The 14,399-nt window shown below is 44.9% G+C and carries 12 protein-coding genes; 10 read left to right on the plus strand and 2 right to left on the minus strand.

All coding sequences use genetic code 11. The features are described 5' to 3' along the window. The first annotated feature begins 7 nt into the window (after positions 1-7). Positions 8-1,093 (plus strand): hypothetical protein, encoded by a 1,086-nt coding sequence (locus GWK75_04525; protein ID QHU91666.1) that lies wholly within the window; start codon positions 8-10, stop codon positions 1,091-1,093. Positions 1,094-1,164: 71 nt separating this feature from the next. Continuing rightward, entirely contained in the window at positions 1,165-1,713 is a 549-nt protein-coding gene (locus GWK75_04530; GenBank protein ID QHU91667.1) for a hypothetical protein, read from the plus strand. 27 nt (positions 1,714-1,740) lie between these two features. Here the strand turns inward: GWK75_04530 and GWK75_04535 are convergent, their stop codons facing one another. Next, entirely contained in the window at positions 1,741-2,778 is a 1,038-nt protein-coding gene (locus tag GWK75_04535) for an NTP transferase domain-containing protein (protein QHU91668.1), read from the minus strand. A gap of 66 nt (positions 2,779-2,844) precedes the next feature. Beyond that, entirely contained in the window at positions 2,845-5,076 is a 2,232-nt protein-coding gene (locus tag GWK75_04540) for a hypothetical protein (GenBank protein ID QHU91669.1), read from the minus strand. Positions 5,077-5,138: 62 nt separating this feature from the next. Between GWK75_04540 and GWK75_04545 the strand changes: the two genes are divergently transcribed. From GWK75_04545 to GWK75_04580, 8 genes are all read left to right on the plus strand, one after another. Beyond that, positions 5,139-5,969: a glycosyltransferase gene (locus GWK75_04545; GenBank protein ID QHU91670.1), complete on the plus strand. Its 831-nt coding sequence runs from the start codon at positions 5,139-5,141 to the stop codon at positions 5,967-5,969. 143 nt (positions 5,970-6,112) lie between these two features. Then, the gene (locus GWK75_04550; GenBank protein ID QHU91671.1) at positions 6,113-7,216 is read left to right on the plus strand and encodes a hypothetical protein; all 1,104 of its coding nucleotides are present in this window, start codon (positions 6,113-6,115) and stop codon (positions 7,214-7,216) included. A 45-nt stretch (positions 7,217-7,261) separates the two neighbouring features. Next, complete coding sequence (locus tag GWK75_04555) at positions 7,262-8,437, plus strand: aminotransferase class V-fold PLP-dependent enzyme (GenBank protein ID QHU91672.1); 1,176 nt, start codon at positions 7,262-7,264, stop codon at positions 8,435-8,437. Positions 8,438-8,442: 5 nt separating this feature from the next. After that, the gene (locus GWK75_04560; protein ID QHU91673.1) at positions 8,443-9,609 is read left to right on the plus strand and encodes a glycosyltransferase; all 1,167 of its coding nucleotides are present in this window, start codon (positions 8,443-8,445) and stop codon (positions 9,607-9,609) included. Between the two features lie 41 nt (positions 9,610-9,650). After that, complete coding sequence (locus tag GWK75_04565) at positions 9,651-10,595, plus strand: glycosyltransferase (GenBank protein QHU91674.1); 945 nt, start codon at positions 9,651-9,653, stop codon at positions 10,593-10,595. A gap of 9 nt (positions 10,596-10,604) precedes the next feature. Then, complete coding sequence (locus GWK75_04570) at positions 10,605-11,714, plus strand: glycosyltransferase (protein ID QHU91675.1); 1,110 nt, start codon at positions 10,605-10,607, stop codon at positions 11,712-11,714. Between the two features lie 66 nt (positions 11,715-11,780). Further along, positions 11,781-12,374, plus strand: a complete 594-nt coding sequence (locus tag GWK75_04575; GenBank protein ID QHU91676.1) for a hypothetical protein — start codon at positions 11,781-11,783, stop codon at positions 12,372-12,374. After that, a complete protein-coding gene (locus GWK75_04580) occupies positions 12,371-14,398 on the plus strand; it encodes a hypothetical protein (GenBank protein QHU91677.1) in 2,028 nt (675 codons plus the stop codon). The genes GWK75_04575 and GWK75_04580 overlap by 4 nt, the downstream gene beginning before the upstream one ends. The last annotated feature ends 1 nt before the right edge of the window (position 14,399 follow it).

Consider the following 14,399-nt stretch of genomic DNA (forward strand, 5'->3'; position numbering starts at 1 on the left):
AGGGAGTATGTCGTCTATCTATGAGGTAGTAAAAAAACTACACGATCTATCTGCTGGCAAAAAATTTCTGATATCACTAATTCCACTAGCTATCCTACTAGTCGTATTCACTATTTTTCAGACAATTGATGACTTTTACCTCTCCGACAGTCTGTCAGTAACGATGATGTTTCGTGAGCCGTTTCAGCTACACAGTGTTTTTGCGATGGATTATCATACTTTTCTATTCAAGCTACCCTTCTTTTATATTGAGCAAAAAATCGGCCTCTCTATAATTAGCCACACCATCCTTTCGCTGATGTTTACCGTTCCGATGTTTGGGTGTTTTGGCTACATATTCTACAAAATTACCAAACGGTACCGCTACACCGCACTCTTACTTGCCGGTCTAATGATGCTATTTTTGCTCATTCCGCCACACTACACCCTAAATAATATGACCATGCCTAGTATGCGCAATATCGAGTACGGTATGTTTTTCTTGGCATTTTATTGGCTCTACAGAGACAATCGTCGGTCTCGCAGATGTATTGGCCTGCTATTTCTGGTCCTACTGGTCGCCTCTGATCCAATGTTTGCACCGTATGCAATCGGCGCATCTTTACTTGTCGCCATTTTCACTAACTTTCGAAATGTTACAAGACCCATTAAAATGCGCTCTATTTATACATTCGGCATCAGTGTGCTATCTAGCGCTCTCGGGATGATATTATTGCGCTTAGCCTCTGCTGTCGGCTTAGTGGTTGTCGGCAAAGAGTCTGGCGCTATGTTTATCAAACAACCAGTAGAATCGGTCGCAAGAGCATTTGAATTCTTTGTCGATGCGCTAAAATCTATCCTGGTATCGCTCGGAATTGACGTCGCCAGAGCACCGATTTACCGTCCCGAAACTATTATCGCTATCATGGTCGTATCTACCGTATCTATTATGGGCATAATAGCGCTACGAAAAACCCTTAAACAGTCCACCGACACCTACAGCTGGCGCGAGCAGTACGTGATACTCGCGATCGTCACTGTCATCGCTACAATCGTTCCCTACACACTCACTCAACATGTCGCAGATGGGGGAATGTCCGCTTCTTCCATATAGCACTGTTTTCGCTATCGATTATCGCCTCCTACGGATTAACTGTTTTGAAACCTCAAGTCAAAGGTATTGTTATGATGGCTTTTATCCTAGCTTTTACTGTATGTAGCCTCTCAGGAATATCACGAGCCTATCACTACGCGTCATTTACCGAACGTACTACTGGCTCACTCCACGACAACATCGCCAAAAGACTCAAAGAATATAATATAAATACTATTGCTGGGGACTACTGGCATATATATCCTATTTCAGCACGAGCAAGATCTAATTCAGACCAAGACCTGCGCCTACTACCACTCTCTCAGCGATGCGCATCACTTCAGGCTTATTTTATCGATGCACGCTGGATGTCTTATAAGAATATTGGTCCATATTTTGCCGTAATCGCCTATACCCAGCCAGTTGGAGACGACTATGACTACAATGACCCGATGAGTACAGCCTGCACGCACAAAGATGCCGTAGCGCAGTTTGGTCAACCACTCAAGCAAATTATCGTCGACCCAGCACCTCAGTCTGGACTACGACCCTACCATATCTATATATACCCTACAGAGAAACTCAGTAGAATCAATACAGACCGAGCGCGAGCCAAACTAAACGAATCGTATAGGTTTTAGCATCTCTTTTCGTCTTTTTTAGGAAAACTAAGACTGAATCTTTTTGGCGATATCACCAACTTTTGGAGCCAGGTCCTTACGAGCAACTAACAGCCCATCTGGTGTATTGACGACGACAACATTGTCTAGGCCGATGATCGCGATGTCTTTTTCCTCTTCGTTTCGTACATAAGCGTTTTCGACTTCAATCGTGTGAACTTTGTCGCCGCAGATATAGTTACCAATTTCGTCTTGCTCATTTACGTCGTGTAAATCCTTGAAGTTACCGACATCCATCCAGTCAAACGTAGCTGGCGTGACAACAAGCTTCTTTGCTTTTTCGATCAATGCATAGTCGATAGAATCACTCTCGAATGATTGGTATGTATCGATATACTCTTTCGTACCGTCGTCTAGACCCATGAGGGCTTCGTAACGCTCGAGAAGAGCTGGAGACGAAGATTTCATAGCCTGAAGGAAAGTATTGACCGAACCAACAAAATAGCCACAGTTCCAGAGGTAATTACCAGCGTGCATATACTTTCGTGCCGTATCAAAATCTGGCTTTTCCTTAAAGCTCTTTACTTCGTAAACACTTTCTTGGCTAGTTTCCGCACCGCGCTCGATATAGCCAAACCCAGTTGCAGGAAATGTTGGCTCTATACCAATGAGGGCAATTTCTTTGAGCGCCTTTGAAGCTTCACCCGCTTTTATAAATGAGCGCCCAAATCCTTCTACATCTCGGACTTGATGATCAGCAGAAATAAACGCAATAGGCTCATCATGATCTGGGTGGTTTTTTGCGATGTGCGCAAGCGCTGCGATGATACAGTTAGCCGTACCGCGTCGACCAGGTTCAGAAATGATATGCTCGTCGTCAAGTACTGGGAGCTGCTGTTTCAGTAGTTTTACGAGACTTTCGTCTGGGACAACATAGATCTCTTTTGAGAATGTCGTCGCACGGTTATAGGTGTTTTGCACCATCGTGTAATCGTTGACGAGCTTTAGAAGTTGCTTTGGTTTGGCTGATGTCGAGAGCGGCCACAAACGTGTACCCGACCCCCCTGCAATAATCACGGTAATCATACACCCATTATATACTTCACCCGTTCCTTATCAACGGTATATTGTCAAAATCAAAAATACAGCCTATCAATCACTAATGAGAGTTGATCGATAATTCTTTAAGCGAACATCTTCTGGTACATAGACAGTGCCATCGGTCAATGTAAATTGAATCGTTATCGGATCGTCGGTTTTTGCAACAAACGTGATTGTCGCCGGCTGACCACTAGACTTTTCTAACTCGCCCTTAGCAATCTGCTCACCATTTTGCAGGGCAACCCAGGCGTAGCCTAGCTTACCAGTGGAAAACGCTTCAACCGACACCGACGACCTGCGTCCTATTATCGGACGCTGTCGGCTATCAGTAATTTTCATCGTCACCCTAGGTTGGCCCAGGCTAGTGCTGTAGCTCCCTGTGTCTTCGCGCGCGTAATTTGCCGAGGTCGTGATGAAACTGTCGTCTATAGGCGCTTGCTTATTTAGTTTATATAGACAAATATGATCATCCGTGGACGCCTGCCTAAATGGTGGAGCCTCGTAGGTTGACTTTAGGTCAATTTTTTCGGAATAAAGTAGCTTGCCCCAAGGTTGATTATTACATTGTTTGTTGCGCGTAATCACCGCATCCGCCCCACGCGCCCTCAAGAAGTCAATCGTCTCCGGATTCTCCTCTGTACCAAGCGCACTAAACTGTCCAATATTATATTTACTCACGTGATTATTGATTAATTTCTTGCCGTGAACGTATTGTGCGGTCGCATAATACCCGTTTACCTCAATCGGGCTATCCTGAAGAGGAAGCTCACCTATAGCCAAAATATCACCTCTCTGTTTGAGATAGCTATACAGCTTTGGCATTTTTGCTAGATCAAATAGCGGCGTATTTATAGTCGTTGCATATTCAGCCGCACACACTAGACCTAGCGTGGCTACAATAGCAATCTGAGCAACGTTCTTTTTACTATTTATGGCAAAACGACCTAGTAGTATATAAAGTGTAAACGATGCATACAGCACAAGCATCGCATGCATCGGTAGTATAAAACGAGCCAACACTCGCCACAGAGCAATATGATCTGTCAGGATTCCAGCAAGTGTTGGGATAGTCAGGCCAAACTTATAAATCTTGTCCGGCCCCATAAACGAAAGCATAACTGGCATTGACACCAGCACAATACAGCTCAGCACAACAAACCATCGATCACTTCGATCCGAGAGTTTTATTTTGTCCCTAAAGCTCTTATGCCAAAATATTCGCCAGACAAATAGCACTACACCCAAGACAGATAAGCCCAGGATAACATAGCCGATATAAAGCGTGCTCTCAACCTTATTTGAGTGCTGAGCTTTTTGGCGAAGCATGCTGTAATACCATTCCTGCCCGTGAAAAAATGGATTATATGGAGGTGGCGCCAAGAAGTCAAGCTTCGTAGACGCGTAGACCTTCAGCTCGGTTTTTATGGTACTCGTAGAACGATCGAGCGTCTTTGAGATCTGGTTACCAGATGTCAACTGTACATAACCGATCGGGGCAGCAAGCACTACCAACATCACCACAGCGACCAAAAGAGACTTAACTACGCCGACGATCTTTCTTTGACCCTGCCTCAGCACTGCACTCGCTATAATTATGCCTATAGCAAGTGTCGTGGCAAACACCGTACTCAAAAGCAAGTAATAGCCATCCGTAAAATATCCGGCAACGATCGACAGTGCTACAGCGAGACTTGATCGCCAAGACGGTCGCTTCCAGAGGTACAAAAATGCCCCTAGCTCAAACACAAACACCCAGCTAAATATATTGCCGATATGGTTCACCGTCTTGAACAGATGATATGGGAAAAATGTCGCCGAGAAGCCTGCAAACAATGCAATATACCACTTACCCGTAAGTCGCTTAACCAGCCCATAAATGCTCATACTGACCAGCAAAAATGCGATAATCTGCATGATATTTGTCCCCATAAACGGAGAGACAAATCTCGTCAATAACCACAAAGGAAACGATATCAGCGCGCTAGTTATCTGAGATGGATCGCCTAGATTAGCACCGTCTGGATAATTAACCGCATCAGTATGTCCAAGTAGAGGATTCATATCCTTATCCGCACCCATATTCCAGGTCGTGCCAGCCGTTGCATCACCCGGCTCAGATATAAAGAGTTTAGTGTCGCCCCCGATGACACTAAAATTCATATAGCATAGTGACAAAAAAGTAAAAAACACCATAACCACGACGTATTCCAGGATAGATCCGTTTAAGAATGCGCGGTGGCCAGTAAGTGTTTCGCGAAACTTCTTTTGCCAAGTCTTTTTCATTAGCAATATCATTATAGTTCATAGACACCCCTCGACAAAGTAAATGTTATACTGGTGTTACCATGAATTCTAAGCTCGTCTCTATCGTCGTACCGACAAAAAACTCTGCTCGAACCCTCGACAACTGCCTATCCTCCCTGTCTAAGCAGACCTATAAAAATATCGAGATAATTCTAGTCGATAACCATTCAACTGATGGCACAAAAGAAATTGCCAGACACTACACCCCTCACGTATACACAAAGGGACCCGAGCGAAGTTATCAGCGTAACTATGCCATGACAAAGGCGCGTGGTGAATATGTCTGCATTATTGATAGCGACATGAACCTAGAGCCAGACGTCATCAAACAGTGTGTCGAGCAAATCAAATCTGCAAAAGATATTGTCGGCGTCATCATACCCGAGGAATCGTTTGGTACTGGTTTTTGGGCGCAGTGCAAAAAACTAGAGCGTAGTTTTTATGTTGGTATACCTTATATGGAGGCCGCTCGGTTCTTTTATCGAAAGGATTTCAACGAGATCGGTGGGTATGACGTCAAGATGGTGAGCGGCGAGGACTGGGATCTGTCGCAAAGAATTGAAGCAAAAGGCAAGTTTACACACACCAAAGCCTACATTCACCACGACGAAGGAAAGATTTCCCTCCTGAGAACAATTCAAAAAAAACTTTACTACGCAAAATGCTTCGCCTCATACACAAGTAACTCCAACGACCAAAAAAAAGTCAGCCAACAGACCAGTATTTTTGGTAGATATAAGTTATTTTTCTCACACCCGAAAAAGCTATTTCGTAACCCAATACTAGGTCTAGGTATGCTGTTTATGAAAACTTGTGAATTTGGTTTTGGTGGAATTGGTTACTTATTAGCACGCCGCACTAAACGAGGTTAACCGTGCGTCGATCTACATCGATATTTATTGCCCTCAACATACTTGCTGCCGCAATCAATTATTTACTTTATCCGATCCTAAGCAGAATATTGCCATCAGCAGAATATGTTGACATCACCGTTTCGCTATCATTATTCACTCAGATGTCAACGTTTCTATCATCTGTTATTGCCGTATCGATAAGCCTAGCAAAATTCGACAAAGAGTCAACCGCACACCGACGAATTGCTACGCTACAGGCGGTAATCTTAAAGGTGTTTTTATTTCTAGCAACAGGTTTTTTGCTGGCGTCTCCGTTCGTGATGCAATGGGCAAATACACCTGCATGGTTCGCCGTCCCGATCACAAGCATGATGCTATTCTCTATCCCCGTAACGATTATTTCTGGCTATTTTAACGGCAAGAATCTAATCATTCAGCTAGGTTTTGTTACCGCTTTGTCGGCTGTACTACAGTTTGGGTTTGCTCTATTCGCTGCTCTACTTTTCCATAACGGTTTTATAACTATGGTGTCGATGTCAATTGCCCAGATCGTTACCCTCGCCACCATACATCTAGTATTTCGCAACTCTCAGCTCCCGAAAACATCACCAAAAGCAGTTCTCGACATCAAAATTCGCTCTCCCGAGACCTACCGACTAATTCGCTATACAGTAGCATCTGGTGTCGCAGTCCTAGCGATTAGTCTAGTGCAACTACTCGACCTAGTCACCGCACAACGACTCGCTGAAGTAAATATCAAGCAGTACACGGACCTATACATCCTCGGACGTGTGATATTTTTTGCTGGCATGATGTTGGTGTGGCCGTTTTTAGGCGGTATTAACATCAAGCAACTGCACGCCAATCTCAAGCCCCTACTTAAACTCACTGCTTTTTTTGTTTCGCTACTGATAGCTATGATTGGGCTACTCTGGGTAGCCAGCGAGCCGCTAACCCAGGTTATGTTCGGCGTTGCCTACACCTTTGATTCGGTCGGTGCAATCGTCTTTTTGTCTATGATTTACAAGGTACTACTACTTATCTTAACGGTTATTATTTTGTATTTTATCGTTATCAGAAACGTATCAGCTGTGTGGCTGTCGGTTATCGTTAGCGCCAGCCTGTTTATTGCGTCTTGGATAGTCCCCTCGTCGACGTCTATCGCTCAGCTTCTGCTGATTTTAAACCTTATCGCTAGTGTAGCAACTGTTGTCGGAATAGCTCAGGTCTTGAGGGTTTCTCTGACATTGCCAAATTACCCCTAGATCCTACGGCGTTTATCGTCGTAATCTATGATACAATTATGTTTGATGATCAGACTTATTAAATCAACTTTCTACAACGAGCAGGACACCAAAAACAAGCTGGTAGATTTCGTACAAAAAGCAGAGATCCTAAGCTTTGGACAAGAGTGTATAAAATTTGAAGAAGCATTTGCTAACTGGCAAGGCAGAGAGCATTGTATGTTTGTCAATAGCGGAAGCTCTGCTAACCTCGCTATTATCCAGGCCTTACTAAACTTGGGCCGTATCAAGCGCGGCGACAAGGTCGGCTTCTCGGCTCTCACTTGGTCAACAAACGCTATGCCGCTTATTGAGCTAGGACTAGAAGTAGTACCTGTCGACGTCGAATTAAACACACTAAACGTCTCTAGCTCAACCCTCAAAAAAGTTCTCGAAAAAACCGATATCAAAATGATGTTCATCACCAACCTACTCGGGTTTTGCGATGATATCGACGAAATCAAGCGTATTTGCGACGAAAAGAATATTATTTTGGTCGAGGACAACTGTGAGTCACTAGGCACTGTCTACAAGGGCAAAAAGCTTGGTAACTATGGACTAGCTAGCACCTTCTCCTTCTATGTAGGCCACCATATGTCGACGATCGAAGGCGGTGCGATTTGTACTGATGACGAAGAGCTAGCGACCATGGTACGCCTAGTTCGCGCTCATGGCTGGGACCGAAACCTTGCCGAAAAACACCAGCAAGAAATTCGCACCAAGCACAACGTCAACAGTTCATTCTATTCACGTTACACTTTCTATGACCTAGGCTACAACCTACGACCTACCGAGATAAATGGCTTCATCGGCAACACGCAAATACCATATCTAGATGAGATTGTCCGTATCCGGCAAGAAACATTCCTTCACTTTGCAGAAGAAATCTATAAACGGAGCGACCTTTTCTATCCAATCAAACATGATCATCTCGATGTAGCGTCGAACTTCGCCGTTCCAGTCATATGTAAATCCCAAGAAATCCGAGATCGTCTGGTCGCGGAATGTGACGGGATCGTCGAACTTCGCCCAATCGTTGGCGGCGACATGACAAAACAGCCTTTCTTTGCAAAATACGAGAGCTCGACCGTACTCGAGAATTCAAATGCAGGCCTAATCCACGAGCAGGGTCTTTATTTTGGCAACAACCCAGAACTAACCAGAGAAGAGATATCAAAGATACTTGATATCTTTGCGAAATAGCAAGCATGAAAATCGGGGTACTGATTGATCGACTCAATGTCGGAGGCGTCGAGAAAATCGCTATCGAGGAGGTTCGCGCCCTAATAGAAGCCGGACACGATGCCTATCTAGTGGTACTCCGCAGGAAAGCTGTTGTCGAAAACGCCTTTCCTGACCTCTTAAAAGACGTACCGGTCATCTATCTAGACGATCGACTCCCGTCTATTTTTAGGTTTTCTTTTGGCTTTCCGCTGTTCTTTTTCTTTTCGCTATTTCATCTGACCTACCCGCTATTACTTCCCTTCAAGGTCAAAAGAAATGAGTTTGACTATTTAATAGTTCACGGTACCTATACGATATTTACAGCTATCCAGCTAAAAAAACGCCGACAAATTCCATTTTCAGGCTTTGTCTGGGATCCTGCGTCATACCTGATGCAACGCGTCTATAGGCCCAAGATTCCACATCTAATACACGCTCTACTGTTACCGATAGCGCGTACACTTGATAAGCACGTCATCAGGGCGATGAATAGCGTCCTTGTTGGCGGGACGGCCCATAATAGTTTCATCAAGCAGGCTGATCCCGATGCAAAAATTGACGTCGTCTATCCATCGGTTCACCCTACGCAACGCCCCGCCAATAAGGATGAATATGTATTTGTTATGACAGCCTGGAAAGAGGGCAAACACCCCGAATATCTCATAGAGCTAGCAAAGGCTCTGCCTAACTTAAAAATTAAAATGGGCGGTAAGTGGATTGATCCTGATTATCGTGCTAGGTTTGAAACCATGCTAAAAGAGGCTAAAGTCACCTCGTCTATTGAGGTGCTTGGTAGTCTTGATGAGCAAGAGCTAGCCAGACTATACCGCAAGGCTCTCGTCGTCCTACAAACCAACGATGATCGAGGCTTTGGCATGCCAGCACTTGAAGCCGCCGCCCAAGGAACAACTTTCATCATACCGAAAGGACAAGGGGTGTGCGACCTCTTCACCGACGGCGTTCACGGCTTCTACACCAAAGAAAAAGATACAAAAACTATAGTAAAAAAACTCCAGACACTTATCTCTGACCCTAAAATGGCTGGCGAGATGGGCAAAAAAGCCCTCAAAGAAGTCAAGGCTCACTATTCTTGGAAAATCCACGCCCAGCAGCTAGTTGATATTATTCAGCGTAATTGCGCCAAGCAATAAATCCACCCCATACACCCCTGTTAATATGGTACAATCTTAGTATGAGCAAACAACCTCTCGTCAGTATCATAATCCCCGTCTACAACGAGGAGGCTAATCTGAAATGGCATCATGACCTCCTCAGAGATTATCTAAAGAAACTCCCTCAATCATTTGAAATTATCTATATTAACGACGGCAGTAGCGACGGATCGCTAACCATACTAAAAGATATCGTGAAAAAAGATAAGCTAGCGCGCTACATCTCGTTCTCACGCAACTTTGGCAAAGAGGCAGCAACTACAGCTGGACTCGCCAAAGCAAAAGGTGACGCAGCAATTATGATTGACGCCGACGGCCAACACCCCGCCGAGATGATTGAAACATTCATTCGCGAGTGGCAAGCTGGCTACGCAACTGTTATCGGGGTTCGTACAACTGATGGCGGGGCCGGGTTTATGAAGAGCCTAGGCTCACGTGGTTTTTACTTTATCCTTCAACTACTTGGCGCCGACAACAGTAGCCAGCACGGGCTAACCGATTTCAGATTAATCGACCGAAAAATTATTGATCAATACAACAAGCTTACCGAACATGATCGCGTAACCCGAAACCTCCTCGACTGGCTAGGCTACTCTCGTAAGCTTATTCAGTTTGAAGCCAACGAACGCCACGCCGGTGATGCATCATACTCATTCAGAAAGCTAACCAAACTCGCCATTAACGGTATAGTTAAACACTCGACAAGGCCACTAAAATTTATCGGTATCGCTGGATTTCTAGTCGCTCTAGTTGCGGGGCTACTCGGCATATTTATGGTTATCGAAAAATACCTGCTAAAGGATGCTCTGAACCTATCGTTTACTGGCACCTCACTTCTCGCCGTGTTCTTAAGTTTTATGGTAGGAATTGTCCTATTTTGTCAGGGTCTACTGGCTCTATATTTAGAAAACGTCTACTACGAAACCCAGAACCGTCCTATATATATCATTGAGGAAGAGGGGTAGATCTCATCCATGCATATCGTGTGGTTTTCCTGGAAAGACCGCTGGCACCCACAGGCAGGAGGGGCAGAAACGGTGTCCGGAGAGATTATGGATCGGCTAGCTAGAGATGGTCATACGATTACGCTCTTTACTGCCATGTATCCAGGCGCCTCGCAATACGAGCAAAAGAGAGACGTCTCTATCTATCGCTCTGGAAATCGATTTACGGTTTATCTAAAAGCTCTGTTTTCTTATAGGCGCTATCAAAAAACTCACGAAAAACCAAGTTTGGTTATCGATGAGATGAATACTATCCCGTTTTTTGCTGGCGCATACGTCAAGGCATCTCAAAAAGTACTCCTGTCATACCAGCTAGCTCGCGAAGTCTGGTTTTATCAGATGTTACCCGTTCTCTCCCATATCGGCTTTGTTATCGAGCCACTATATCTAGCACTAGTTGCAAAACTCTATCCTACAGTTCTCACCGAATCATTAAGCTCAAAAAGAGACATGGAAAAATACGGTCTGAAAAATATCAAAACTTTTTCGATAGGCATGGCACTTGAACCCTTAAAAACTCTAAAAACAAAACCAGCCAGTCCCGTCGTCTTATCGCTCGGCGCCGTACGCCCTATGAAACGCACGATCGATGCAGTAAAGGCCTTTGAAGAGGCGCACTCCATAAACCCCGACCTAAAAATGATTATCGCCGGAGACATCTCTGGGGGATACGGCGATAGCCTAAAAGACTATGTTGCAAAATCTCGTTCTAAAGCGAATATTGAGATCCTCGGTCGCGTATCATCTGAAAAGCGACTAAAGTTGATGCGTGAGGCTGGCGTCATACTCGTCACGTCAATAAAAGAAGGCTGGGGACTAATCGTTACCGAGGCAAATAGTCAAGGAACCCCTGCTGTTGTTTATGACGTTGATGGACTGCGCGATAGCGTCAGACACAAAAAAACTGGTATAGTATCGGCCAATAACGACCCATTAGCTCTTGGACGAGCAACAGTTGATATTTTGGCAGATAAAACCGCCTACAAAAAAATCCGCCAAACCGCCTGGATATGGAGTAAGGAGTTTACGTTCGAAAAATCTTATCGTGATTTTTGTAAAAAAGCTAATATACCACTATAGTCGTTGACTATATATTACGTTTATGTTTATATAGATAAGAAAACTAAATAGTTGACACAGATACTCATGAACATCACTAAGCCAAACCACAAGAAACGTAACATTATCATAATTTTTGCGGTCATTTTACTGCTCGGAATCGCTGCATATAGCGCAGTCGCCTACGCTCGAGGATATTGGCCATTCCTGCTCACTTCAAACACCCAGGATACTAAAGACACAGAGTCGAAGATCGATTACAAAAAACCAACTACCGAGCAAATAAAAGCTGGAAACCAGACCAAGGATCAGTTCCTCGAAAAAGAAACTGAGGCCTCAAAACAGCAGGCCAAAGCGACGGGGACAGAAACCAAACAACCCGCCAAGACCAATACGTCTGTTCTCATATCGTCTCTCAATCTGAATGGGTCTAGCCTATCAGCGCGGACAATCATCCAAGCAATAGATGCTAATGGAACATGTAAATTTGCTCTAACAAAACCAGGTCAAAAACCAATCGAATTATCAGCCGGGACACAAACTCAAGCCTCCTATTCGGTGTGTCAAGGATTTGACATCGAAACAGCCAGTCTAGCGCGTGGTGAATGGAAGGTTTCAATTACATACACAGGGTCGGCTGGTCAATCAGGCTCCGCAGAAAAAACGGTAACTCTCCCATGAAACACGGCTTAAAAATCACCTCTTTGCTGGTCACTACATTTATAACTAGCATTTTTTGTGCAGTGCCAATTGTAACGGCTATCGACGCTCGTACTTTCAATCCCGGTAACATTATTGATGACGTGAACTTTACTAATACGAATACCATGACCGTTGGGCAGATACAGTCGTTTCTCGAGAGTAAAATGCCCAACTGTGATATCAACGGTGTCGAAAAAGCTGGCGGCGGCTCGTCCTCTTTGACTAATCGCCAATGGATAGAACGGCGCTACGGGATCGGACCACCCTACCGATGTTTGCGTGATTATCGAGAAAATCCAGAAACTAGCCAAAATAACTACGGCAAGATTAACACACCAGCAGGAGCCTTGAGTGCCGCCGAGTTGATTCATATGTACTCACTCAGGTTTGGTATCAACCCTCAAGTACTTATTGTCACTCTCCAAAAAGAAAATGGTATGATTACCGACAATATCCCTGTTCCTCGCCAGTACCAGCAAGCGATGGGATTTGGATGTCCCGATCATGTCGCGCCTGGACAGCCAGCGTGCGACCCTAAATACAACAGCCTCTCAAACCAGCTATACCAAGCTGCGCGACATTTTAGGGGTTATATGGAGCGGCAGCAGGGATGGTACGTACCTTATGTTGTTGGCAACAATACAATTCTCTATAACCCAAATGCCAGCTGTGGCTCAAGCAATGTGTTTATTCAAAACGGTGCGACTGCGGCTCTTTATTCCTACACGCCATATCAGCCAAATCAATCGGCTCTCAATGCTCAGTATGGCCAAGGTGACGCCTGCGGCGCCTATGGCAATAGAAACTTTTATCTGTATTTCAATGATTGGTTTGGCTCAACACAATCACCGCCATCGCGCACCTGGTCGATGCTTGATCAAGGACAGGCTATCTCTGGTTCTAATAACAGGACAAATACAATTACAATGACACCTGGAAGCACTACCACGCTATATATCAAGGCGAAGAACACTGGAAACCAAGTCTGGTATAACGGCAACACGACCCTTGCGACGTCGCGTCCAGAAAATCGACCGAGCGCCTATGCCAACACATCTTGGCCTGGCACGAATCGACCAGCCCAGTTACTAGAACCACGCGTTAAGCCTGGAGAGACCGGGACGTTTATGTTCTCGATAACTGCCCCAAACAACTTCACTAAGTCGCGTGAGTATTTTAACATTGTTCACGAAGGCATAGCCTGGGAAAATGATATCGGACTTTACTTTGACATATCAGTCACCACGCCAAAGGATAATTCATATAACGCCCGCATCATATCCAACAAGTTATACCACGACCCTGCCCTGACAAAACCACTCGGCTTTGCAGACGGTCGCGTTCGAACTGGCCAGACAATCTATGGAGAGCTCGTATTCCAAAATACTGGTGGCGCAACCATGACAAACTCAGTTGTTAAGCTCGGTACATTCTCGCCCGTCGACCGACCAAGCGCCTTTCGAAGCGAATTATGGTTATCGTCAACTCGAATCGCCAGTTTGATTGAGTCGTCTGTTAAGCCAACCGAAATCGGTCATATGCGTTTCTCATTTACTGCACCGGCACCAGGCTGGTACAACGAGACTTTTGCTCTGGTCGCAGAAGGCATAACTTGGATGCCAAGTACAAGCATGTCATACAGGATGGAAGTAACACCAAACTACAGTTCAAATATGATATCTGGCCAAGCAATCGCAACCGGAACACAAATTATGAGCAAAAACCTCAAATATCGCCTGATTATTCAGCCCGACGGCAATATGGTTCTTTATAGCAACTCAAACCCTATATGGCACACTCACACAGCAGGTGCGGCCGGCCCTACCCTCGTTATGCAGTCAGACGGCAACCTAGTTCTCTATGCAACCGGCACAAAACCAGTCTGGAACTCTCAGACCGTTACAGGACAACACTCGATGCTCCAGCTTCAGGAGGACGGTAACCTAGTTATGTACGCCAGCGGAAATATACCTAGATGGTCAACTAATACTAGTGGTCGCTAGT

The sequence above is a fragment of the Candidatus Saccharibacteria bacterium oral taxon 955 genome (assembly GCA_010202265.1).
Classification (GTDB): domain Bacteria; phylum Patescibacteriota; class Saccharimonadia; order Saccharimonadales; family Saccharimonadaceae; genus Saccharimonas.

What these genes read in the sequence shown, in the direction of transcription:
- GWK75_04545 (QHU91670.1), top strand. Translation starts at nt 5,139, where the DNA reads ATGAATTCTAAGCTCGTCTCTATCGTCGTACCGACAAAAAACTCTGCT.
- GWK75_04580 (QHU91677.1), top strand. Translation starts at nt 12,371, where the DNA reads ATGAAACACGGCTTAAAAATCACCTCTTTGCTGGTCACTACATTTATA.
- GWK75_04525 (QHU91666.1), top strand. Translation starts at nt 8, where the DNA reads ATGTCGTCTATCTATGAGGTAGTAAAAAAACTACACGATCTATCTGCT.
- GWK75_04575 (QHU91676.1), top strand. Translation starts at nt 11,781, where the DNA reads ATGAACATCACTAAGCCAAACCACAAGAAACGTAACATTATCATAATT.
- GWK75_04530 (QHU91667.1), top strand. Translation starts at nt 1,165, where the DNA reads ATGATGGCTTTTATCCTAGCTTTTACTGTATGTAGCCTCTCAGGAATA.
- GWK75_04535 (QHU91668.1), bottom strand. Translation starts at nt 2,778, where the DNA reads ATGATTACCGTGATTATTGCAGGGGGGTCGGGTACACGTTTGTGGCCG.
- GWK75_04550 (QHU91671.1), top strand. Translation starts at nt 6,113, where the DNA reads ATGTCAACGTTTCTATCATCTGTTATTGCCGTATCGATAAGCCTAGCA.
- GWK75_04570 (QHU91675.1), top strand. Translation starts at nt 10,605, where the DNA reads ATGCATATCGTGTGGTTTTCCTGGAAAGACCGCTGGCACCCACAGGCA.
- GWK75_04565 (QHU91674.1), top strand. Translation starts at nt 9,651, where the DNA reads ATGAGCAAACAACCTCTCGTCAGTATCATAATCCCCGTCTACAACGAG.
- GWK75_04540 (QHU91669.1), bottom strand. Translation starts at nt 5,076, where the DNA reads ATGAAAAAGACTTGGCAAAAGAAGTTTCGCGAAACACTTACTGGCCAC.
- GWK75_04560 (QHU91673.1), top strand. Translation starts at nt 8,443, where the DNA reads ATGAAAATCGGGGTACTGATTGATCGACTCAATGTCGGAGGCGTCGAG.
- GWK75_04555 (QHU91672.1), top strand. Translation starts at nt 7,262, where the DNA reads ATGATCAGACTTATTAAATCAACTTTCTACAACGAGCAGGACACCAAA.